The sequence below is a fragment of the Candidatus Cloacimonas sp. genome, from assembly GCA_039680785.1.
Classification (GTDB): Bacteria; Cloacimonadota; Cloacimonadia; order Cloacimonadales; family Cloacimonadaceae; genus Cloacimonas.
The window spans coordinates 1-22,442 of sequence record JBDKSF010000037.1 but is presented as its reverse complement, the minus strand read 5'-3'; the positions used below and the strand labels follow the sequence as shown (position 1 = coordinate 22,442).

Below are 22,442 nucleotides of genomic sequence, written 5' to 3'. Positions count from 1 at the left end.
TATCTCCTTTTCCGTAATTATGTTTGGTTAGGGTTATTTTTTTATGTTTCCGAATGCTCGGGAATCATATTAACATTAGAAACTCTATACCTTAACTTTGTTTACGAACATTTTATTGCTGCCCTTTTGCAGTAAAGCGGCAGACCTCACACTCTATATATGATAAGATAATCAAAATCTAATCAAAAGCACAGATAAAATAATTCCAAAATCTGTCAAGCAAGGTTTTATTGAATGGCAGCTTTTTTTGGATTTTGTTCTTTTCTCACTTTGCCTATTTATTTATTCAGCTATGGATTAACTTATCCTAATATCCATCAGCTAAATTTTTTTAATATCTTTTTAGGTTGCAACCCTGACTATAACTTTCGCCGGGTCTCAAATACTCTGCATAGTCAAAATCCATTTCTATAAGAGTATAATCGGGATCATCATAGCCGGAAAAATAGTCATCAAAAAAGAAGCAACGCTCAGATGCCTCAGCTTTGAGCGTTGCATTATGAACAAGAGAAGCAATTCCGCTTAAGCGAATATAACCTGTTTGTCCTTCTTCGTATAGCGGAATGCAGACCTCTATATTTTTATTGTTTTGGATTTGGCTCACCTTGGAATCACCTCTGAAAGTAGTAACAAAATAACGATCATCGTAGATAAATAGAACTACGGGTCTAATTCGGGGACGGTTTTTATCTACGGTAGCCAGATAGACATATTGGTTTTGTTTTATCCAAGCCATTATTTCTTGTTGTAAAACGGATTCGTTTGTGTGTGCCATAATAGGAAGAACTTATTTCGGGAAAGATATTTGGGTGATGAATGCTTGATTTTCAGGATTGGGATTATCGTTTCCATCCCGGGGTAAATTCTCAATTTTATGAGCAACTTCCATCCCTTTAGTAACTTTTCCGAATACGGTATGTTTACCATTCAACCAATACGCCCCATCTTTTTTGGTAACGATGAAGAATTGGCTGCCATTGGTATTGGGTCCTGAATTTGCCATACAGATAGTTCCGTATTCCACCGGTGCGATTAATTCCTGAACATATATTTTGTCTTTAATGCCGGTTTTATCCTGATAGAATTTCAGATCGTGTTTCATAACGGCATTTAGGTTTTGGGCTGTCTGACATTCTTTGGCGATAGCGAGAATATCGGGATCGGGAGTCCGATTGTTTTGAATATGGTGAACGATGATTTTACTCCAAACCGCTTCAGCTTTCTTATTAGTATCAATTTTTCCGGTAATTTCTTCGCCGTTTCTAAAACATTCATCTTCAAAAGTATAATTAGGACCACCTTGTCCATCATTACTGCGATCTTTATCTCTTGTATTGGGGCATCCACCTTGAATCATAAAATCTGGTATGACCCTATGGAAATATAATCCGTTATAAAAACCGGAAGAGGCAAGTTTTACAAAATTCTGAACTGTTTTGGGGGCGAGATCGTTCCAAAGTTCCAGTTCAATGGTTCCGTAGGTGGTTTCCATTTCCACTTTAGTAGTAGTGCCGATATTTGCTTTTTCACTCATAATTTGCTCCTTGGGTGTTTCTGCGAGTGGGGTTTTTGTTTGACATCCGATGCTGATGGCAATAACCATTAGCACTATCAGAATCGGAATAAAGGTTTTGTTTCGGTTGTGCATTATGTGCTCCTTTATTGAAATAATGGGTTTTTATTTATATTATACTTATGCAGAGAGGGTATTCCTGCATCAATTTCCACATACGAATAGTGAGAAATCCAGTCGCCGCAGTTTACATAAAATCCTTTTCCAATACTTTCCAAGGTTGGTTTATGGCTATGTCCCAAAACTACGATATCGGCACGCTTTTGTTCTATCAATTTCTGGGCATAATTTTTCAGTCCCCGGCTTTTGCGGATGATATTTTCTGGATTATCCTTATGTTCTCTGCTGCTGCGTGAAAAAAGCATCCCTATCGTTAAAGCCAAATCGGGATGCAACAAAGTGGCAATTTTACGAACAACTTGCCAGCGAATAACTTTTCGGTAAAGTTGATAACGCAGATCATTAAAAGTGTGCGTATCCCCATGCTCAAAGCGGATTATTTTACCATCCGTTTGGAAAGTATAACCATCGGGATGTATCTCACAATCAAGATATTCGTTCAGAAAATCTCCGAACCAGAAATCATGGTTGCCACTAATGTAAATTAGGTGTGTTCCACTTTCTTGAACAGCAGATAAAGCACAAAGAACTGGGAAATATTGTTTTACGATGGTAAATTTGCTTTCCAGCCAAAAATCAAAGATATCTCCCGAAAGGACCATCAAATCGTATTTACCTACACATTCTTTCAGAAAAGCAACCAGTAAGTTGGCATTATGCTTATCACTTTCATTTAAGCAATGAAACTTATAGTGGCAATCGGAAAGCGCTATTATCTTCATTTTTTGTTCATCACATAATAAACAATGTTAACTCCGAACCGGAGTGCCTTATCACGAATTTCCGGAGGGTCGTTATGTGTTTCGGGATCTGCCCAACCGTCACTGATATTAGTTTCATAAGTGTATAAACACATTAGCCGTCCATTATCATCAAAAATGCCGAATGCCTGGGGTTTTTTGTCATCGTGTAAATGAATTTTAGGTAATCCGGCGCTGAAATCAAAAAAAGAAATAAAAAGTGGGAAAGAGGGGTCTAATTCCATTAAATCCCGTTCGGGAAAAATCCTTTTGATCTCGCGTCGGAATGCTGCATCCATTCCATAATCGTCATCAGCGTATAAAAAACCACCTCGCAACATCCAAATCCTCAAATTTTCCACTTCGCGTTCAGTGAATTTTATGTTTCCATGCCCCGTTAAATAAAGAAAAGGATAATCAAACAGTTTCGGGTCGGATGCTTTTACTATGCTTTGATCTATGGGGAAACTGGCTCCCGTAATTGAGTTTATGTATTTTGCCAAATTGGGTAGAACTTCCGGATCGTTATACCAATCACCTCCCCCGTCATATTGTAAACGAGCAAAACCTGTTTTCACCGGCATTTCCACTCCTGCCCAAAGAGGTATAAATATACATATTAAAAGGAAGGGAAGATAGCGATTCATAGCTTAATTAATAATATTGAGCTCTACACACAAAACGGCATTACCCACCACTGCGTAAAAGCAATTAGCAAAGCTATCATAGGTGGATAGAGCATCCAAATCTTGTTTTAAAGTTAAACTGCTGAGGGTTTCACCGCGCGTAGGATCAAGAATACTAATGCCTCGTTTGGAAGGAATAACAATTATACTTCTATCCAGGCGTGGATCATCGTCATAAGTAATTATACAGGGAGTAAAACGATCACCAGTTATGCTTTCCGTTGGCAAATACTGTTGCCAGAGAATTTTACCATTATTGTTAAGCCCTATAATTTGTTGATTTGCCAAATACACCATTACCATTCCCTGATGAACAGTAGTGGAGCGGATGTCATCTTCCATCATTTTGGTCCAGAGAAGTTGGCGGGATTTTTTATCATAAGCGCTAAGTCGGTTGTCAGACACAAGAATAATAGTTCCCAAAGTAAAAGAAGGAGCTAAACTAACCCGATAAGGCAATTCCGTAGTCCAAGCGATGGTAAAAGTAATGTTACGCGCCGGCAAATTTACCAGCTTATCCATATATTTTTTCAAATTTTCACTGTTAATGTTCAGATTGGGTGGAATTTGTTCCAAGCGAAGAGGTTTCTCTTCTTTAATCGATAGGCGCATTTTATGCACTGCCTGATCTATAAAACGATTTCCGATCATTATATAGAGGGTGGCAAGCAAAGCCAGAAAGATTAAAATGATACTGGTAACTTGCAAGCGGGAAAGCTTTTTATGCCCGGATTTCACCAAATTATCACTACCTTCCAAAATAAGCCAAAGAGGATTATCTTCTGCGGCATAGGTCTCTATCAATGTGTCTATAGTGGCTATATCAGTTACATTGGGAATAATTTTATGTGCCAGTTCGCCGGAGAGGACTATAAGACGCTTATTATTATCAATATGGATGCGTTGAGGTTTAAACACGGGATCTTTATCGTTTAGCCCCAACAGCTGCATTCCTTCTTGAGATTGAACTCGGTAATTTTTCCAGTCCTTGCCCACAGGCGTCAATTTTTTATTATCTGCCAGAAGACAAAATATTCTGCCAAATTGAACATAATATAGTTCATCATCAAATAGGACACCAAAGAAGAGCGAGATGCCTTTTTCGTTCAATTGGGTTTTATGCAAAATGCCATAAAGTTTCCAATGTAGATCGGTAAAGAATTGTTTCAACCATTTTTCGATTTCCAACCGCGAGATGGAGGCAATTTTGGAATTAAGTAATTCCAGCTTAATTTCGGCTATTATTTCTTCCAGCACATTATTTTTTTCCGGATGCCAAGTGAGCAGAAACCAGGCAAATCTGCCATCGTGTGAAGCTTTATATTCACAAATACTGCGGGGTGGAGATGATTCCTGACTTTGCAGAGAAATCATTTTAGCACCACCAATTAATAAAACTGCGCCAAGAAACGCGTATCAAGGTTGGCAAATGAAGAAGCATATTTGTGTAAGCGGCATTGGCTAACGGACACCAACATTCTTTTTTATGAATGGAACGGCGTTCCATTTCCGCACCCGGCGAAAACCAAATTTTGCGAAAATTGTATTTGGTTTGGCGTAAATTTCCCAGCGATTTGGCTTTTATGCAACAACTCCAGATATCTCCATCGGGAGAAATTTGACAGGAAGCAACTCCTGAATAGCAGGGAATTATTTGTCTTTTATCACGCATAATTCTTTTCACGAGGTTATAATATTCAATACGGAAAGCCATCGTTACTTTGCTCATTCCTTTATAAGCGCTATTTTTGATTCTATGAATGAGATAATCAATGGCACTTTTATAGGCAATCAAAGAAGGAGTAATATCAGTTCCAATTGTATCCAATTCAACTCTTTCTTCTGCAATTTCAGTAATATAGCTATCAGGTTTCAAACGGATAAGTTCATTGGCAATGGAAGGAAAGCTATCCACATTGAATCTGGAAATTACAGTATGAATCCCAATGCTTAAATTCTTATGTTTCAGTGCTTTTAAACCATTAAAAGTGGTGAGTGCTTTCTTATAGTTACCGGGAACATTACGAATATTATCATGCTGTTCACCTATGCCATCAATGGAAACATTGATAATAATTTGAGCTTTGGGACAAGCGCGCGCTATGGCATCTGTTTTGTCAATTATCGTTTTTACCAATATCCCATTAGTGGGGATATTAATGATTTTTGGATGTGAAATTTGATAGATAGAGGTAACTACTTCCACAATATCATTGCGTAGAAATGGTTCACCTCCGCTGAAAGTAATCCAATAGGGAGAATTGCCGATGTTTTTAAATATTTTTTTATATTCATCCACGCTTAAGTTATTTGCTTGTTTTTTCCAGATATTACAGGTATTGCAGCGCGAATTACAAGTATAAAGTAAACTTACAGTATAGTTCATTGGCATCAAATGAGGAAAACCCAAGTTTTTCATTAACCAATAGCCGATAATTCTAAAGATGAGGTAAAACATTATTTTTCTTTTTCTTTCTTCGTTTTTTGTAGTTCTTTGGTAGAGCGAGAAATATCCCAAGCGAAGGGATTTTTCCCTTTTATATAATAATCCCAGGTGCCCAGCAAGCGGCAATATATCTCCAAAAACAGAGCACCTGCAAGCTTAAATAAGTTAAAAGGCCTTTCTTTTAACTCTTGCAAGACCACTTTCAGCAGGATACCACTATCTTGTGAGGATACCTGATAATGTTGATGTTCTTTCAGCCATAAATGTCCATTCTGGATACGCCGGCGTTGTTTTATATGGTCTGCCAGATTTTCCGCTCCTTTGTTTCTAATTTTGGCGGAAGGGATGTATTTAAGTTTTAAGCCCTTTTCTTTAATGATTGCTTCAATGCTTGCCTCATCTACGGCACTTCTTGAGGGTATTTTTTCCATCACTTTGCGGAAAGCAATCATTTCTCCCAGTTTTGGAGATATTAATGCCATCCGATGATGTAAACGCCATAAAAGATTAACGATATAACCCAGATAACTGTTTTCCTCATTTACCGGAATAGGCCTTCCACCCGTTGCGCCAATTTTGGGATCTTTAAAGGCAGAAACCATTTTCTCCAGCGTTTTCTTCGCCGGAAGAACATCAGCACTGACAATCACTACAATATCTTCTTTGGCATTGGCTAAAAATAAATTGATGGCAGATGATTTACCTTCTCTTTTTGCCTGAGTTATCAGCTTTACTTTTTTGTTTTTTTCGGCATAGGAATTTACCAGAGCATCAGTTCCATCATTACTGGCGCTGGAAACTACAATTATTTCGCTGATTTCAGTTTCTTGCAGTTCCTGATTTTCTATTGCCTCCAGAAGAGGAATAATATTTGCTGCTTCATTATGAGCAAAAATGCCCACCGAACATTTAATCTTATTCATCACTTAAATCGGTAGATTCTGAGAACGGTTTTGGTTTATTGCTTTATTTATGCCATCCAAAATGCCGTTAATAAATTTACCGGCTACTTCACTGCTGTATTTTTTTGCGATTTCAATTGCCTCGTTAATGATAACAGGAGCGGGAGTATCGGTAAATAATAATTCATAAGTGGCAACGCATAAAATACTTCTATCCAGCCAAGCAATATCTTGTAAATCCCTGTTATCGGCGATTTTATCTATTTCCGATTCTATTTGGTCAATATTTATGATCGTATTCTTGATCAGTTCATCGGCAAAAGCATAGACAGGAGAATCCGGTTCCAAACCTTCTCCGGTAGCCAAAGAAAGCAATGTAGCTGGATATTCATTCAGCAAACCATATTCTCTATAGTCCTTATCCACTTCTGAAAATTCCAGAGAATAAAGACACTGAATCGCTATTTCGCGAGCTTTACGCCTTTGCCCCATTTTCCATTTCAGCTAAAAGATTAAGCATTTCCAGAGCAGAACTGGCAGATGTAAAACCTTTATTTCCAGCTTTTGCTCCTGACCTTTCAATTGCCTGGTCTATGCTATCAGTGGTTAACACACCATAAATTACGGGTTTACGGGTTTCCAAACCCACCATGGCTATTCCTTTGGTTACTTCAGCGCTGATATATTCAAAATGGGGAGTGGCACCTCTAATTATTGTTCCCAAACAAATCACCGCATCAAAAGCAGGATTTAAAGCCGCCTCTTTTGCCACCAAGGGTATTTCAAAAGCACCCGGAACCCAGATTACAGTGATATCTTCCTCGTTTACATTATGACGCTTGAGGCAATCCAAAGCTCCTTCCAGCAAACGAGAACTGATGAATTCATTAAATCGGCTGACTACCAGAGCAAATTTATATCCTCTCGAGATGAGTTTTCCTTCTATAACCTTCATTTTTTCTCCTTGTGTATCCGGAGCTTTTATCAAACTCCGCATTCTGTAGAATATATTCTTCTTTTTATCACGGCGATAGTATCTTAGTTCATAATACCATTTATTTAAACTGTCCCCAAAGGGAATCTGTCGGCTCACTAAAAAAAATAGGGTTTAGCATCTTCAAAGGTTAGAAAACTTATATTCTGCCAGTGCTTTTAGATAGGAAGTTTTCTCGCCTTGTTATATTTACTTCTGTTACCTGATCTAATTTTTTAATAAATACCATTATTTATGGCATTGGAATTTGTTCAAGGAAAATCTTTCAAATATTTGGGAAGCGCTTGGTTTTCCTTCTAACCGATTTTTTTAAAACTGTAGCTTTTCCGTTAAAGGGAAAAGTGCATTATCCGAATCTGGCCAAGATTTCCTTCCTGCTTTAGCTTTTTGCTTGACACTTATCAAATCCCGTAATATAATGTTAATAACATAAAAATCGATATGAGGAAACAATGATAGCTGTTCTAACTTGTGATATTATCAGCTCTCGATCTTACGATAAAAAGCAACGACAAATATATCCTTCCAATTGATTTATAATGCAGAACTTAGGAGTTTGCTTAAAAAAAATATATGAAAACAGAGGAGATAAAAAATGCTGATTTGGCGTCTTTTGCTCGCCTTATTTCTCAGTGATTTCTTACTACAGAATTATTGGCTAATTAAAAGCAAGAAATACTTCTGGGGTTTGGCATATCACTGCCTAATTTACCTTTTTGTTATGTTAATTCTAACAGCCAATTTGTTAACGGGTAAAATCATTGTAGTTTTATTGATTTTAGCTATTCTCCACGGGATTGTGGACTATGCGAAACAGCTATTACGCCCTGTTTTTGCAAATAAAGAATGGCTACTGTTCATAACTGATCAGTGTATTCATATATTAACCATCATTTTGGCGGTGGGGATAATTTCCGATTTAGATTATAGTTATCTGATAGCCATTTATAACAAGTTTCCTATTGATGCCTGGTTCAAGTATTTAGCTTTATTCATTGTTACTGTTTTTGCCGGTATTTACTTCACGGATAGTATCTTAAAAAGTGTTTTGAAGATAGATTTAGCAAATGATGAACAACGCTATAATGTTTCTTGTTATATTGGCATAGCTGAACGATTTTTAATTACAATCGCTGTATTAATCGGTCGTTATGAATTGATTGGTTTCCTCCTATTAGCAAAATCTCTGAAGAAATTACCAGAAATAAAGGATGCAACTACTGAAAAATATAATAATTATGTAGTGGTTGGCACGCTTTTAAGCTATTCTTGGGCAATAGCTATCACGCTGTTATTCAAGAATTTATTTTAACAAACCCTCCTTAGGATAACTGCTTTTAATCCTTTTAACAAATTATTGGCAGATTTGTTCTTGCTTAATTATCTAAGGTAGTGCTGGAATGGCGTTACAGGGGAATTTGCCGAGCAGTGCCACCGCAGCTCTACCACAGGTAATTAAGGGAGAGTCAGATTTGTAATTGTCCTTGATGCGGTATTTTTGTTTCTGTCTTACTGCATCAAATAGGGCAGTTTCCACGCAGGGAAGGGGAATGAAAACCGTTTAGACATTGATTGTTGTAAAATAGGCCAATACGCTATTTACCTTTTATGGCAGAGAATGAGTTTGGTATTGTAAATCTCTATTTTGAAATGGGGAAATTTGGATTATTATATCTAAAAGAAATAGTTTTTAGGGCTATGCAGAAAAAAAGATTGACTAAGCTCTGGGAGATAAAAATGTGTCCTACGGTGATTGATACGAATAATTCTATTGTAAGCATAAAAGATAAGACCTGCTGGCTGAAGAGCTCAGGATGTTTTGTTCTAATGTGCGTTTTTATATTTTCCCTTTTAATGAATGCAGGATATGCACAAAACAAAAGTGAAGAATATTTAGAGGTAAAAAACTGGAAAGCGCCCCAAAATGCTGTTCTGTTTAAAGATATAGTTTTACAGGATAGTATCCATATTTATAAAGGCAAACCTTTTACCGGGATTGCCATTGAATATTATAACAATGGTGCTTTACAGCGATTTGCCACTTTTGTGAAAGGCAAACAGAATGGTCCTATGTTTATTTGGTATCCGGATGGAAGCCCTGAAATGAGCGCCAATTTCATTGATGGATATTTACAGGGACGCTTTTTGGGCTGGTATAATAATGGCAGTGTTATTTATGATTTGATGATCAATAAAGGAACTTATGCAGGCGATAATCTTTGGGAAAATGATGAAAGCCAGGCAGGTTCAGAGGAAGAAGATTTGGAAAGAGAAGGACCCGATAATGACCAAAGTGCAGAGTAAAAAAAATGTGATGGCCACTTTCCTGGAAATGAAAAAGCGACAGGAAAAGATATGTATGCTAACCGCTTACGATTATGCAATGGCAAAATGCGTTTCTGCCACATCCGCCGATGTTATTTTAGTGGGTGATTCTTTAGGAATGGTGGTTTTGGGCTATGAAGATACCCTGCAGGTAACGGTGGAAAATATGATTTATCACTGTTCCGCTGTCCGGAGAGGGGCTCCCTTTTCTTTTATAATTGCCGATATGCCCTATCTAAGCTATCATCTTTCGGAAGAAAAAACCAGACAAAATGCCGCTGAACTGATTGTAAAAGGAAAAGCTGATGCCGTTAAATTGGAAGGAGGTTCTGTTTCTCGTTTGGCAGCCATAAAAGCTATAGTAGATATGGAAATACCCGTTTGTGCACATTTGGGTTTGACCCCGCAATCCATTCATAAATATGGTGGATATAAAGTGCAAGGCAAAAAACCCGAAGCTCAAGAAGAACTTATCAAGCAGGCAAAGGAAGTTGAAACAGCGGGTGCCTTTATGCTTGTTTTGGAAGGCATTCCGGAACTTTTAGGAAAAGAAATAACTGAAAATATAAACATTCCTACAATCGGAATCGGCGCCGGCAGATATACAGACGGTCAAGTTTTGGTTTATAATGACTTACTGGGTTATTCAGATATGCAGCCCAAATATGTAAAACGCTATGCTGATTTGAATAATAATATTATAGAAGCGATGGAAAAGTTTTCCCAGGAGGTAAAAAACGGAATTTTCCCTGCCCCTGAACATATTTATTACCCCCTAACTTAATAAAAAGAAGGATAAAAAAATGCCCCAAAAAATATTACCCCCTGAATCGATGAGTGCTGAAGAAAAATTTTCAGCTTTGGCAAATTTGAAAGATAAACTGGAAGATAATTTTATCTTACTTGGTCAACTGCTTTCCGAAATTAAGCGTTCCAAATTGTATTTATTTAAGGGTTATGAAAATTTTAAGGACTTTGTGGAAACCGAATATCAACTTTCCGGGTCTTTGGCTGGCAAACTTATTGCTACTTTTGATCTGTTCATTGAAGATATGGATATCGATGAAGGTGAAGTAAAAGAAATCGGTTTTGACCGTCTGCAAATGATTAAGCCCTTTATGAAAAATGCGGAATGGCAAGTGCGTGATGAATGGATTCACAAAGCGGAAGATATGCCGTTTCAAGAACTCCGCGACCATATAAAAGAACTAAAACAAAAAGAAAAAGAAAGCAATATTGACCTGAAAGAGGTCTATATTGATCAATTTTGGGAGAAACTTACCGGATGGTTCAATTGTTCCCGTAAAGAGCTAAATTTTAAGCTCGCTCTTTATTTTCAGGATGCCGATCTGGATCAAATGAAAAAGATCGTAAAAGAACGCCAACGCGCTTTTGAAACTGAAACACAAACTAAAAAGGAGTAAAATCCAATGAAACAAATGCACATTCTTTGGGTTGACGATGAAATTGATCTGCTCAAACCCTTTATCCTCTTTCTGGAAGAAAGAAACTATCCGGTTGATATATGTAATAATGGAACCGATGCTATTGAAAAAGTAGTGGAAAATAAATATGACTTGGTTATTTTGGACGAAATGATGCCCGGTCTGGATGGTCTTTCCACTCTGCAAGAAATTAAAAGAATCAATCCTGCTATTCCCATTATAATGGTTACCAAAAGTGAAGAAGAGGGTTTGATGGATAAAGCAATCGCCTCTCAAATTTCGGACTATTTAATAAAACCCATCAACCCCAGTCAAATAATTATGGCGATTAAAAAGATTTTCCAAGCGGATGAAATTCGCGCCAATCAGATTGGCCAACAATATACTCGCTACATTGCAGAGCTGAATCAAAAACTGTTTGATACTCCCAATTGGGAGGAATGGTGCCAAATTTATCGCGAACTAAGCTATTGGGAATTGCAAATTGATCAGGTTAATGATGAGGGCTTGCGGCAAACCCATTTTCTGGAAAAACGCAATTGTAACACCGAATTTACTAACTATGTGGAACGCAATTACAGTGAATGGATGAAAAGCGATGAAAGGCCTAATTTAAGTTTTGACCTGATTTCGCAATTTATAGCTCCGCACTTTGAAGAAAACCTGCCTATCTATTTCATTATTATTGATTGCATGCGTCTGGATCAATATCTGGCAATTCAACCTTACATTCAGGAACTCTTTGAGGAAGAACTTGACCTCTACTTTTCTGTTTTGCCAACGGCTACCCCTTTTAGCCGAAATTCCATTTTCAGTGGTTTGCTGCCAATTGATATTGCAAAACGCTTTCCTGATTATTGGGTAACTTCCGCTGAAATGGATAATAGCCGTAATCGTAACGAACATCAGCTTTTGGATGAACACATTGAAGAACTTGGTTACAAACTTGATCCTACCAGCAAGTATGTAAAAATATTCAATATGGAAGAAGGTAACTTCGTGTTGCGCAAAATTGAGACCTGGAACAAGGAAAATTTAATTGTGCTGGTCTATAATTTCCTTGATCTTTTGGCACATCATCGCAGTAGGGATCAAATTCTGCAAGAAACAATTCCCAATGAAGAAGGCCTGCGGGCTTTTACTAAACACTGGTTTTTGCATTCCTCTTTGTATGAAGCATTGAAACTGATTGCCAAACAAGATGCAATCGTTATTCTCTCTACTGATCATGGTTCTATAAAAGTTAACCGCGCCACGCAAGTGATTGGTGATAAAGAAACATCGGTAACGGTTCGCTATAAAGAAGGCAAAAACCTTTCCGTCAATGAACGCCATGCCTTGTTTGTAAAAAAACCCGGAGAGTATGGACTTCCTTCCAAAAGTATTGTGGATAACTTTATTTTTGCCAAGGACGATTACTATTTCGTGTATCCCAATTCCTATCATCAATACCAAAAACAGTATAACGGAACTTTTCAACACGGAGGTGTCTCGATGGAAGAAATGATTTTACCCATTGCCACCTGCCGGACCAAAAAAAGAACTAAAGAGTAAAAAAAGTGTAGTCGGAGGACGCTGTTCCTCCGCAAAAAAAGTGTAGTCGGAGGACGCTGTTCCTCCGCAAAAAAAGTGAACAAAGAGTTCATTTTCTGTGCCAAGTTATTACTTTAAGAAAATAGCTCTTTGTAAACTTAGCTATCCGCTTTTAACTTAATTTAGGATGATGACGATAAATTTACTAACTGAACAAGACACTATAGACCTTGCCTATAAAATTGCTCCTTTCTTAAAAAAGGGAGACATTATAACTCTCTCCGGAGACCTGGGCAGCGGTAAAACCTTTTTTGTAAAACAGCTTGGAAAGGCCTTGGGAATAGCTGACGAAATTGACAGCCCTTCTTTTGTAATGTTGAAGGAATATTTAAGTGGAGCCATTCCTCTATATCATTTAGACCTTTATCGTTTAAAAAATAAGGATGAACTCTTTGATCTGGGGATATTTGATATATTAGATCAAGGGATAACAGTTATAGAATGGCCCCTTTTGGCAGAGGGTATTTTGCCCTATCAGACCTTGAAACTGGAATTTTATTTTGATGGAAAGTTAAGGCGGGTAACCGTAATTCCTGATGAAAATCATAAGCAATATTTTGAATAGTGTAGTCGGAGGACACCGTTCCTCCGCAAAAAAAAGGAGAAAAAAATGACCACTATCCTATTAATCCTAATTTGCCTGGCAATAGTTTTAGGAATTGCTTGGCTCATTTTTGCTAAAGATAAAATGATACCTCGCACTTGGGGTATTGTGGGTTTATCTTTCATAATTGGATTAACCGTTTTCGGCTATTTTTTTATGCAAAGTCGTCAAGCGCCTTCCAGTTTGCGGGTAGTTGGTTATGCCAGCAAACTTTTTGAATCCGACTTAGTAAAATGGAATCTGACTATGCAACGCAATGCAAGCATAGATGGTTTGAAAGAGGGCTATACTAAAATGAGCAGTGATGTTACCGCTTTTAAAAATTATCTTTTGGCACAGGGAATTCCGGAAAAAGATATTAGCATTCAGCCCATAAACAGTTTTCAGACCAATGACAATTATGGCAATCCTACCGGTTATTCTTTAAATCAAAATGTCTTTGTCGTATCTTCCGATGTTGCCAAAATTGAGGGGCTGGCACTGAAACCAGATTTTTTTGCCGAACGCGGTATCTTGTTGCAAAATTCCAATCTTGCCTATTTATATACAAAGCTTCCTGAGCTAAAAAAACAATTGCTTTCGGAAGCTACCAAAGATGCAGTTGCTCGCGCTCAAGAAATTGCCGGTAGCGGAAAAACCAAATTGGGAAAATTAAGAGAAGCCCGGGCAGGTGTTTTTCAAATTACTGAGCCCTATTCTACGGAAGTAGCTGATTATGGTATTTATAACACAACTACCAAAAGTAAAAGCATTTCCGTAACTTTAACGGCTATTTTTAAACTGATGTAGAAATATTTCCACAATTCCTCTCCCAAATTCGTATTATTTTGCTTGTTTGCAATGCAGGAGTAGGTATATTGTAAGTGAAGTAATTCAAAAGTGACGAGTGTTTTGATGAAACATAATATTTTTTTACTGATTCTCTTATCACTGTTAACTCTCTGTATTGATTCGTGTTCGCCAGGACGCAAAAAAATACTCAGAGTTGGTACAGATGCTGAAGATCCACCGTTTAGTTACCTGGAAGGTAGTGAATTTAAAGGTATTGATATTGAAATCTCTAAAAGAATAGCAAAAGATTTGGGGATGCAAATTCAGATTACCAAATATGGATTTGATGATTTATTTTCCGCGTTGGCACTAAATAAAATAGATATTGCTGCGTCTTGTATAACTATTACCGAAAAACGCAAACAGACAGTTGATTTTACTGAACCCTATTTTCAAACCAATCTGGTGGTGGTGGCAAAATTTTCTTCCCTCTTTACGATAGAAAGGACTGAAGATATTGGTAAATATGTAGTTGGGTGTAAATATAACACTACCAGTCACCAATATCTAAAAGAAAATCTGATTGATAAAGACCTCCTTCCCAAAGACAAACTAAAAGTATTTCCTACTTATACAGAGACCTTAAATGAGTTATTAGCAGGTAAGACAGACCTGATGGTTTTTGATGAATGGGTTGCCAGAAATATTGCCAAAGAGGGTAAGATAAAAATTGTCTATATCATTCCTACGAATGAACAATATGGGCTGGCTTTGCAACCCGGCAAAGCGCTAAATAAAAAAATAAAAAAGGCATTGCAGGATTTGAAAAAGAGCGGTGAACTGCAAAAGATTATCGACGAATTTATGCAGAATAATCGCAACACAAATTTTACGAATTAGTGCGAATTACCTTCCAGCCCTCTATTCTTCTTGCATTTTTAACGCACCGGTAAAACACAACTGAGTGCAGAGAGAACAGCCAACACATTTATCCTGATCAATTACCGGATAATTATCTTCAGCAAGTTTTATTGCCTGATAGGGGCAGCGAGTGCAATTTCCGCATTGTAAACATAGTTCTTTTATCAGGGAAGAGCTCTTTGTCTTTTTAGGCAGTTCCATAAAGTCCGTAATGGGTTTGGGTTGAGCAATTCCAATTAAGTCCGCAACGCTTTGCAAACCCTTTGCTTCCAATAGATAAGAAAGTCCTGTTTTCAAGTCCTCAATAATGCCATAGCCATATTTTTCCACAATAGTGCAAAATTGCACATTTCCAGCTCCCAGAGCTAAAAAGTTTGCAGCATCCAAATAATTCATCGCACCCCCGTTTCCGGAAATGAAAATTCCGCTGTTTCCGGCTCGTGCCAAATTCAAATAACTAATGGGCAAAATGCCTTCACCGCTCAGACCTACGATGATTCCTTCGTCCCAGATTTTTTGTCCTTCTCGAAATGCCAAAGCAGGGAAAGTATTAGCCAAAGTTATTCCAGCTTTTTTCTGGGGATATTTGTTTAACACACTTTTCACGGCTGTAAGAATAGGATAAATGGAAGTTACGGCACCGGTCAATTTAAAGAGTTTGGGGATATCCGGATTGCTGATTTCCATTACCCAGCTAATAATTTTAGCGGTTAAAACAGGGTCCTGAGCTACAATGTCACCTTTTGTTCCGTCTCCACCTTGAGGACAGGATAAACTATATTCAATTCCCATTGCGCCTGCATTTTCCAATTTTAAAGTATTGGTTTGCCAGATAGTTTTATCCGCCAAATCATCACCCGTAACAGGACCTCCGGTGGAAGCCATTGTTAAGCGATCAGGAAATTCATTTATTAAGTGCTTTATCTCTGTGCAGACCCTATCCAAAGTATGCTCCGAAACATTATCACAATTGGCGAAGGTCTTTTTCTTGTTTCCGAAGGTGAACATATATTCACCCGGGATATGAATATCCCCACCGTCAAACGCTGTTTTCATTATTCCACCGCTCCAACCAGCTTTATAAGCTTTTTCCATTTGTTCATATCCATCGGAGGGAGGGGCAGCAGATAAGAGGAAAGGTGAATCCATCATTCTACCAAAAAAATCGGTCTTTAGAGGGACAGGATATTTTTTCCAGCCCCAAACGGGGAAATAGCTTTTGGTAACTTTTTCTGGCATTTCCAGTTCGGTTTTGTTTAAAAACGAATGCAATTGCCAAGCAGTATTTTTTCCCGAAGCAACTGCTTCCACAACAGTTGTGGGTCCATTCATCATATCTCCGCAGCAAAATATTCTTGCGGACTTTTTTTCCAGTTCTTTACAGTCAAAGGAGGGTTTATTTCCGATGGCAATGATAACTATGTCAAATTTACGATAGTCATCGATTGTTCCTGCTTCATCTTTAACTAAACGGGGGGCAAACTTTTCTCCTTCAGGGAGATAGACCTTTCTTGTTTTTATTCCTACTGTTCTGCCATTTTGATTAACTATTTCTGAAATCCGAGTGCGAGGTGAAAATTCAATCCCTGCCTCGATCAAAGTGTTTTTTTCCGGTTCCGTTAAAGGCATTTCAGCAAAATTTTCCAGGGTGATCATTTCCACATAAGCAGAATTATTTTTAGCGGCAAGTAAAGCCATATCAGCAGCTATGGCTCCACCGACCAGAGCTATGCGTTTTCCATTAAAATTATATTTTGAAGGGTTTTTCAGAATATCCAATCCGTAAATTACCGTTTCGTCCCCGGGGATATTTAAATGAATTGGTCTATTTAATCCACCGGCTACAATAACTGCCTCAAAACCTTTCTCTAAAAGGGCTATGGGATCATCAATCTTTTCCGATACAAGTTCCAGTTGGATTATTTTATGTAAGAAATTCAGCTCAGCCGCAAGTTCATTTTGGGGTAAACGCTCTTCCGGAATTAAATTTATCTGTCCACCCAAGGGTTCGGAATCAAACATCACGGTTTTATAGCCAAGTTGGGTTAAAACTACGGCTGCTCCAATAGCAGAAGGTCCTGCACCCACAATGGCAATTTTTTTATTTAAGGAGGGGGGAGAAGTTAATTCCGGAACTATATTTAATGCGTATGCCTTGTGAAGAAGCGTTGCTTGCACTGCTTGAATTTGGATTGGGTTATCAAATTTTTTATGTGCGCAGGCATTTACGCAAAAATTATCGGGGCAAACATTTCCGCAAATTCCACCTAAGGGATTGGCAGATAGTATAATAGCGGCGGCTCTTTTTATGTCTGAAGGCGTCCCTAAAGCCGCTGCCATCATAAAATCGGCCGGAGAACAATCGCAAGGGCAGGCATCTTTACAGGGTTTGTTTTCGCAATATTCACAGCGAGCAATTTCGCTGAATAATTGAGCATCAGTTAAAATCATTTATCCTCCCCTTTCTTTAGCCACCGAAAGCACGGAAATAACCAAATGGGTGTAGTCGGAGCTCGCTGAAACTTTGTATTTTTTTTCTTGCGGAGGATCAGCGTCCTCCGGCTACACTTTTTGCGGAGGATCGGCGTCCTCCGGCTACACTTTTTGCGGAGGATCAGCGTCCTCCGGCTACACTTTTTCTATTATTAGTTTACTAATCTATTATATGTCCTTTACCAACTCCCCTAACTACACAGCCCAATGCTTTGTATTTATTGATGGTTTCATCGGACAAGAAATTGGAGCAATCCACAATTAAGGGTTTCTTTTGGCAAAGATCAACCACATATTGAGGGTCAAGATTGCGGTATTGGCTGTGTCCAACAGCAAAAATTACCACTTGCGAATCGGGCAAAACTTCTTTTAAATCGCTTTGGATATGATTTTCTTCCATTTCAGGCCAGGCATCTACATAGGGATCATGGGTTTTCACAACTGCCAGATCTTTACGCAGAAATTCCACCAGTATTTTGGAAGGCGAATGTCTTGTATCACCAACATCTTCCAGATAGGAAACACCCAAAACGGCTATTGGCAAATTTTTGAGATCTGGATATAAGCTTTTTACGATTTCAATGGTATGCAGGGGCATTGTATCATTCGTATTAACCGCTTTAATCGCAAAATCCAAACTTCCTTCCACTCCAAAGAGAGAGTGCATAGCCCAGTTTGCCAAAACCGGATCTTTGGTTAAACAGTAGCCACCCACACCTAAAGAAGGGCGTAACAAATTATCATGCGACCCTTCTCTTTTCCGAATGGCGTCCCGCACTTTATAGATATCCACCCCAATCTGTTCCGCAAATTTAGCCCATTCCAAAGTGAGAGCAATATTTACGGCACGGTAAGAATTTTCCATCGTTTTGGCAAGTTCGCTGGCATTTGTGCTATCTAATTGAGTTAAAGGAAATTCTTTCACATTTAACACATTGGAAAGAAATTCTCTGCAGAGTTCAATACTTTTAGCGTTTACGCCGGAATAAACGCGCCAATAATCACGAATTGATTTTACATACTTGGATCCAGGCATTACTCTTTCATAAGAATGAGCCACTAAAGGAGGGTGAATATTGATGTCTATTCCGCGTTTAGTAAATTCTTCTTCCAGAATGGGTTTTACAACTTTTTCGCAGGTTCCGGGCGGCACCGTTGTTTCCACTAAGACCAAACATTCGGGTTGAATGTTTTTTCCCAAAGTTCTAATGCCTTCCCTAAAAGCGGTTATATCGCAATAACCTTTTTCCGCATCTCCAAAAGCGGGTTTAGTAGCATCCAGCTGAATGTCAACGACTACTACATCAACCAGTCCAAAAACACTTTCTTCGCTGGTAGCCCGGAAATTTTTTTTCTCCACTACGGTGCGATGAAATATTTCCGGAACTTCCGGATCAGATGAATTTACGGGTGGAATGCCACTATTTATAACCGGCACTTTCCAATAAGATCTTTTGGAAGCGCGTTGTTGTCCGTGCACAAAATAAATGGGTTTCCCTTCTTTATCCGTAGCATCGGCAATTACCGTCGCCATCACACAACCTACAAATCCCAAACCCTGAACGGCAACTATTTTACGACCTAAGGCACGTTGTTGAGCTGTGATCTGTGTTAAAATTTCGCGTTCTTTTTCAGTTTCTGCTTCATCGGGAAGCTGATACTCTTTACCATCCGGGGCAATTGAAACTTTTACCATACTTTTTGTGTATCTCCTTTATTTAGTGTCTGCCATCAAAATTCCGGATAAGGGAACTAACTTGGCTTTTTCCTTTCTCAGAATTAAGCACTTAAGTATATTCCGGTTTGCCTAAAATCGGTGTTGTAGGTGTGTTCCCAAAGATGAACATCCCAGCATCGCCATTTGTATTATTAGGCATAAATTCGAAATCGGTTTTTACGCTTTTGATAATGCTTATCTTGTCAAGAGGTTTTTCCTGGTATTTGCCAAAAATCTATTTGTGTATTATATTTTAGCATTTGAACATCTGCATTCCTCTTCCGTTCTCTAACAACTGATGGACATTTCAGTAACATTGCCGTAATCTCATTACATTATTGTTACTGCATCGTTACTGTAGTATAACTTTTGGCAGGGAGCAGGAAGCAAACACTGTGCAAAAATATTTTTGCTTTTGTCACCCTTTTTTCAGTTTTTGTCACCCCCTATATTATAGAAGTATCAAATAAGGAGTCAAAAAATGAAAGTAAAATTTCAGTACGGATTAGCTGGTTACACTGGCAAAGCGGATGGCTTGGTATTCTGCTATAATAGGCGAATGGGTAATGTATATGCCCGCAAAAAAGGGCAGCCCAAACTTACGGAAAATCATCATAAGATGGGAGCGATAACCGCAAATGTGCTTTCTTTCAAGCCCTCAAACGGTTATAAAAATGATTTACGCCTTTATCTAATGCGTTATAATAGCTTACCGGAAAATGCTGATAAACTCACCTATTCTTGGGTAAACTTATACCTGAAGCTGATGTATAAAATGGCAAAAATGTATCCGGAAATTGACCTGAGAACTATAACTCGGGATTATATTTACGCCCAAAATCTTCCTTGTGTAAGCGTTGCCCAAACGGTAGAATATGGTTTGCTGCCAGAAGTGACTGATTGGCAATTATTAAACCATCTTTTGTAGAGAAAGTAAGCGGCAAAATGAAGAGGCCTATTTGGGCTGAGGCAGATTTTTTGCCCGATAGAATAAAAAGAACTCTTCTCGCAAATAATTAAGTATGGATGCAGTTCATTGTCGCTTTGGCACTTTGATTCAAATAAAAGGCAAAAAAAATGTCCGCTCCTGTAACTATGCTATTTTAGGTCTATCATCCCCAAGGCAAAAAAACAATGGACTGCATCTCAGTTATTTACATTACTCTATTTTAAAGATGGTGGGATGGCAATTTGCCCATTTTTGCTTGACATTATGCTTCCGCTAAAAATTGTGGAACTAATTTTCTGTGCATCTTTAGCTCAGCTGGCAGAGCAACTGACTCTTAATCAGTGGGTCCGGGGTTCGAATCCCCGAAGATGTACCATTTTTTAGTAAGCGGTGATTTGCCCTTTGCTCCGCGCAAGAAATGTGCTAAAGTGCGGCTTATCAGTTTTTGCCGGCTTTAGCAGCCGGTTTTTTTTTCGGTAAAAATAAGGGAGGCAGAAACTGATATATTATATTTAGGAGACATAAATGACAGCGTTACATTCACTTGACAAAACAGAAAAAAATGGCTATGTATTCACTTCGGAATCTGTTTCGGAAGGACATCCGGACAAGGTATGCGATCAAATTTCCGATGCAATTCTGGATGCTTATTTGCAAAATGACCCAAATTCAAGAGTCGCCTGTGAAACATTAGCCACGGAAAACAGAGTAATTTTATCTGGAGAAATATCTTCTTCAGCAACGGCAGATATTGAATCCATCGTGCGTAAAACGATAAAAGAAATTGGCTATACAAATGCCGCCAAGGGATTTGATTATAACTGCATAATAAATAACTATTTACATCGTCAGGAATCCGCTTTGGAAGAAAATACGGGAGCCGGAGATCAGGGTTTGATGTTCGGGTATGCTTGTTCTCAAACCCAAAATATGATGCCCGTTCCTATTGAATTGGCTCATAAATTATTGTTCAATCTTGCCCAAGCAAGAAAAAATGGAACACTGAAACATATTTTGCCCGATTCCAAAAGTCAGGTGTCTATGCATTATATAGGTCGTAAAGCAGTGGATTTACAATGTTTGGTAATTTCCACTCATCACGATGTTCTTAGCGAAATGGATTTTGAAGAATTGAAAGAACAAATCAAACAAGTGGTCATACTTCCCTCCATTGCTACCATTGAAGATGAATGCAAGGGCTATTTTGATACCCAAAACTGCGAAATAAAAATTAATCCTTTAGGTCCTTGGCAGGATGGAGGACCCGCTTTTGATACGGGTTTAACTGGCAGAAAAATAATTGTGGATACTTATGGAGGTTGGGCTCAACATGGGGGGGGGGCTTTTTCTGGAAAAGATGCTACCAAAGTTGACAGAAGCGCGGCTTATATGGCAAGGCACATTTCTAAAAGTGTGGTAGCCAGTGGTTTGGCAGATGAATGTTTAATTCAATTCAGTTTCGTAATTGGTGAACAGAAACCCATTTCTTTGATGGTGGATACTTTTGGCAGCGGAAAAGAAAGTGACGCTGAAATTGAAAGAATCATCGCCCGAAACTTTGACTTGACAGTTGGCGGGATAATTGATTATCTTGATCTTAGAAAACCAGTATTTTTACCTACTGCCGCTTATGGTCATTTTGGCAGAGAAGGTTTTTCCTGGGAAAAAGTGAAAAAGATTACAAATTAAAGGAGCAAACAGCTTTGCTGTCTTCAAGTAGATGAACAAACTATATAAGGAACTTTCCGACTGCCAAGGTTTTTTCCTGATCGCAGGTCCCTGCGTGATTGAGTCAAAAAATATAATGTTTACCGTGGCGGAAACATTGAAGAATTTATGCACCGCCAAAGGAATTCCCCTCATCTTCAAATCGTCCTATAGAAAGGCAAATCGGAGTTCTGTAATGTCTTTTAGCGGTCCTGGCATGGAAGAAGGGCTGAATTTATTGGCGGAAATAAAAAGGGAATTTGAACTTCCGATTCTTACGGATGTGCATGAATGCTGTGAAGTTGCCGCTGCAGCCGAGGTTTGTGACATCTTACAAATTCCCGCTTTTCTATCCAGACAAACTGATTTGATCAAAACTGCCGCTTCCACGGGCAAAATTATCAATATCAAAAAGGGACAATTTATGGCTCCTGAGGATATGAAATTAGCTGCGGA

General features: G+C 38.4%; 22 protein-coding genes and 1 tRNA gene. 12 read left to right on the top strand and 11 right to left on the bottom strand.

The genetic code is table 11. From position 1 onward, the window contains the following. Positions 1-331: 331 nt before the first annotated feature. From ABFC98_02360 to ribE, 9 genes are read right to left on the bottom strand one after another with little or no spacing between them, the layout of a single operon-like run. Positions 332-775, bottom strand: coding sequence for a pyridoxamine 5'-phosphate oxidase family protein (locus tag ABFC98_02360; GenBank protein MEN6444871.1), 444 nt, complete (start codon positions 773-775; stop codon positions 332-334). 12 nt (positions 776-787) lie between these two features. Then, positions 788-1,648, bottom strand: coding sequence for a peptidylprolyl isomerase (locus ABFC98_02355; GenBank protein MEN6444870.1), 861 nt, complete (start codon positions 1,646-1,648; stop codon positions 788-790). Between the two features lie 11 nt (positions 1,649-1,659). Next, on the bottom strand, positions 1,660-2,415 hold the full coding sequence (locus ABFC98_02350; protein MEN6444869.1) for a UDP-2,3-diacylglucosamine diphosphatase: 756 nt from the start codon (positions 2,413-2,415) through the stop codon (positions 1,660-1,662). Further along, positions 2,412-3,080, bottom strand: coding sequence for a DUF4159 domain-containing protein (locus tag ABFC98_02345; protein ID MEN6444868.1), 669 nt, complete (start codon positions 3,078-3,080; stop codon positions 2,412-2,414). Before ABFC98_02345 ends, ABFC98_02350 begins: the two co-directional genes overlap by 4 nt. 3 nt (positions 3,081-3,083) lie before the next feature. Beyond that, positions 3,084-4,493: a PQQ-binding-like beta-propeller repeat protein gene (locus ABFC98_02340; GenBank protein MEN6444867.1), complete on the bottom strand. Its 1,410-nt coding sequence runs from the start codon at positions 4,491-4,493 to the stop codon at positions 3,084-3,086. 1 nt (position 4,494) lies between these two features. After that, complete coding sequence (locus ABFC98_02335; GenBank protein ID MEN6444866.1) at positions 4,495-5,577, bottom strand: radical SAM protein; 1,083 nt, start codon at positions 5,575-5,577, stop codon at positions 4,495-4,497. Continuing rightward, positions 5,577-6,488 (bottom strand): glycosyltransferase, encoded by a 912-nt coding sequence (locus ABFC98_02330; protein MEN6444865.1) that lies wholly within the window; start codon positions 6,486-6,488, stop codon positions 5,577-5,579. The genes ABFC98_02335 and ABFC98_02330 overlap by 1 nt, the downstream gene beginning before the upstream one ends. A 3-nt stretch (positions 6,489-6,491) precedes the next feature. Further along, on the bottom strand, positions 6,492-6,959 hold the full coding sequence (gene nusB / locus ABFC98_02325; GenBank protein ID MEN6444864.1) for a transcription antitermination factor NusB: 468 nt from the start codon (positions 6,957-6,959) through the stop codon (positions 6,492-6,494). Next, a complete protein-coding gene (ribE, locus tag ABFC98_02320) occupies positions 6,943-7,422 on the bottom strand; it encodes a 6,7-dimethyl-8-ribityllumazine synthase (protein ID MEN6444863.1) in 480 nt (159 codons plus the stop codon). Before ribE ends, nusB begins: the two co-directional genes overlap by 17 nt. A gap of 634 nt (positions 7,423-8,056) precedes the next feature. Between ribE and ABFC98_02315 the strand changes: the two genes are divergently transcribed. From ABFC98_02315 to ABFC98_02280, 8 genes are all read left to right on the top strand, one after another. Beyond that, on the top strand, positions 8,057-8,773 hold the full coding sequence (locus tag ABFC98_02315) for a DUF3307 domain-containing protein (protein ID MEN6444862.1): 717 nt from the start codon (positions 8,057-8,059) through the stop codon (positions 8,771-8,773). Positions 8,774-9,069: 296 nt separating this feature from the next. Further along, positions 9,070-9,765 (top strand): hypothetical protein, encoded by a 696-nt coding sequence (locus tag ABFC98_02310; protein MEN6444861.1) that lies wholly within the window; start codon positions 9,070-9,072, stop codon positions 9,763-9,765. Continuing rightward, positions 9,746-10,570 carry a 3-methyl-2-oxobutanoate hydroxymethyltransferase gene (gene panB / locus ABFC98_02305; GenBank protein MEN6444860.1) on the top strand — a complete coding sequence of 275 codons (825 nt, stop codon included), beginning with the start codon at positions 9,746-9,748 and terminating at the stop codon, positions 10,568-10,570. The genes ABFC98_02310 and panB overlap by 20 nt, the downstream gene beginning before the upstream one ends. Before the next feature lie 19 nt (positions 10,571-10,589). Beyond that, positions 10,590-11,210 (top strand): hypothetical protein, encoded by a 621-nt coding sequence (locus ABFC98_02300; protein MEN6444859.1) that lies wholly within the window; start codon positions 10,590-10,592, stop codon positions 11,208-11,210. Between the two features lie 6 nt (positions 11,211-11,216). Continuing rightward, a complete protein-coding gene (locus ABFC98_02295) occupies positions 11,217-12,785 on the top strand; it encodes a bifunctional response regulator/alkaline phosphatase family protein (protein MEN6444858.1) in 1,569 nt (522 codons plus the stop codon). Between the two features lie 166 nt (positions 12,786-12,951). Next, positions 12,952-13,389, top strand: a complete 438-nt coding sequence (gene tsaE, locus ABFC98_02290) for a tRNA (adenosine(37)-N6)-threonylcarbamoyltransferase complex ATPase subunit type 1 TsaE (protein MEN6444857.1) — start codon at positions 12,952-12,954, stop codon at positions 13,387-13,389. 45 nt (positions 13,390-13,434) lie between these two features. Next, positions 13,435-14,217, top strand: a complete 783-nt coding sequence (locus tag ABFC98_02285; GenBank protein ID MEN6444856.1) for an SIMPL domain-containing protein — start codon at positions 13,435-13,437, stop codon at positions 14,215-14,217. A 105-nt stretch (positions 14,218-14,322) separates the two neighbouring features. Continuing rightward, entirely contained in the window at positions 14,323-15,099 is a 777-nt protein-coding gene (locus tag ABFC98_02280) for an ABC transporter substrate-binding protein (GenBank protein MEN6444855.1), read from the top strand. 21 nt (positions 15,100-15,120) lie between these two features. On the opposite strand, the gene ABFC98_02275 is transcribed toward ABFC98_02280, so the two are convergent. Continuing rightward, entirely contained in the window at positions 15,121-17,571 is a 2,451-nt protein-coding gene (locus ABFC98_02275; GenBank protein ID MEN6444854.1) for an FAD-dependent oxidoreductase, read from the bottom strand. 202 nt (positions 17,572-17,773) lie between these two features. Continuing rightward, a complete protein-coding gene (locus tag ABFC98_02270) occupies positions 17,774-19,309 on the bottom strand; it encodes a nucleotide sugar dehydrogenase (GenBank protein MEN6444853.1) in 1,536 nt (511 codons plus the stop codon). 502 nt (positions 19,310-19,811) lie between these two features. On the opposite strand from ABFC98_02270, the gene ABFC98_02265 reads away from it, so the two are divergent. The 4 genes from ABFC98_02265 to ABFC98_02250 all read left to right on the top strand — a co-directional run. Further along, positions 19,812-20,258, top strand: a complete 447-nt coding sequence (locus ABFC98_02265; protein ID MEN6444852.1) for a hypothetical protein — start codon at positions 19,812-19,814, stop codon at positions 20,256-20,258. A 321-nt stretch (positions 20,259-20,579) separates the two neighbouring features. Next, a tRNA-Lys gene (locus ABFC98_02260) sits at positions 20,580-20,655 on the top strand. Positions 20,656-20,804: 149 nt separating this feature from the next. Then, positions 20,805-21,968 (top strand): methionine adenosyltransferase, encoded by a 1,164-nt coding sequence (gene metK / locus ABFC98_02255; protein MEN6444851.1) that lies wholly within the window; start codon positions 20,805-20,807, stop codon positions 21,966-21,968. Positions 21,969-21,999: 31 nt separating this feature from the next. Beyond that, the coding region (locus tag ABFC98_02250) for a 3-deoxy-8-phosphooctulonate synthase (protein MEN6444850.1) at positions 22,000-22,442 on the top strand (443 nt) is incomplete at its 3' end.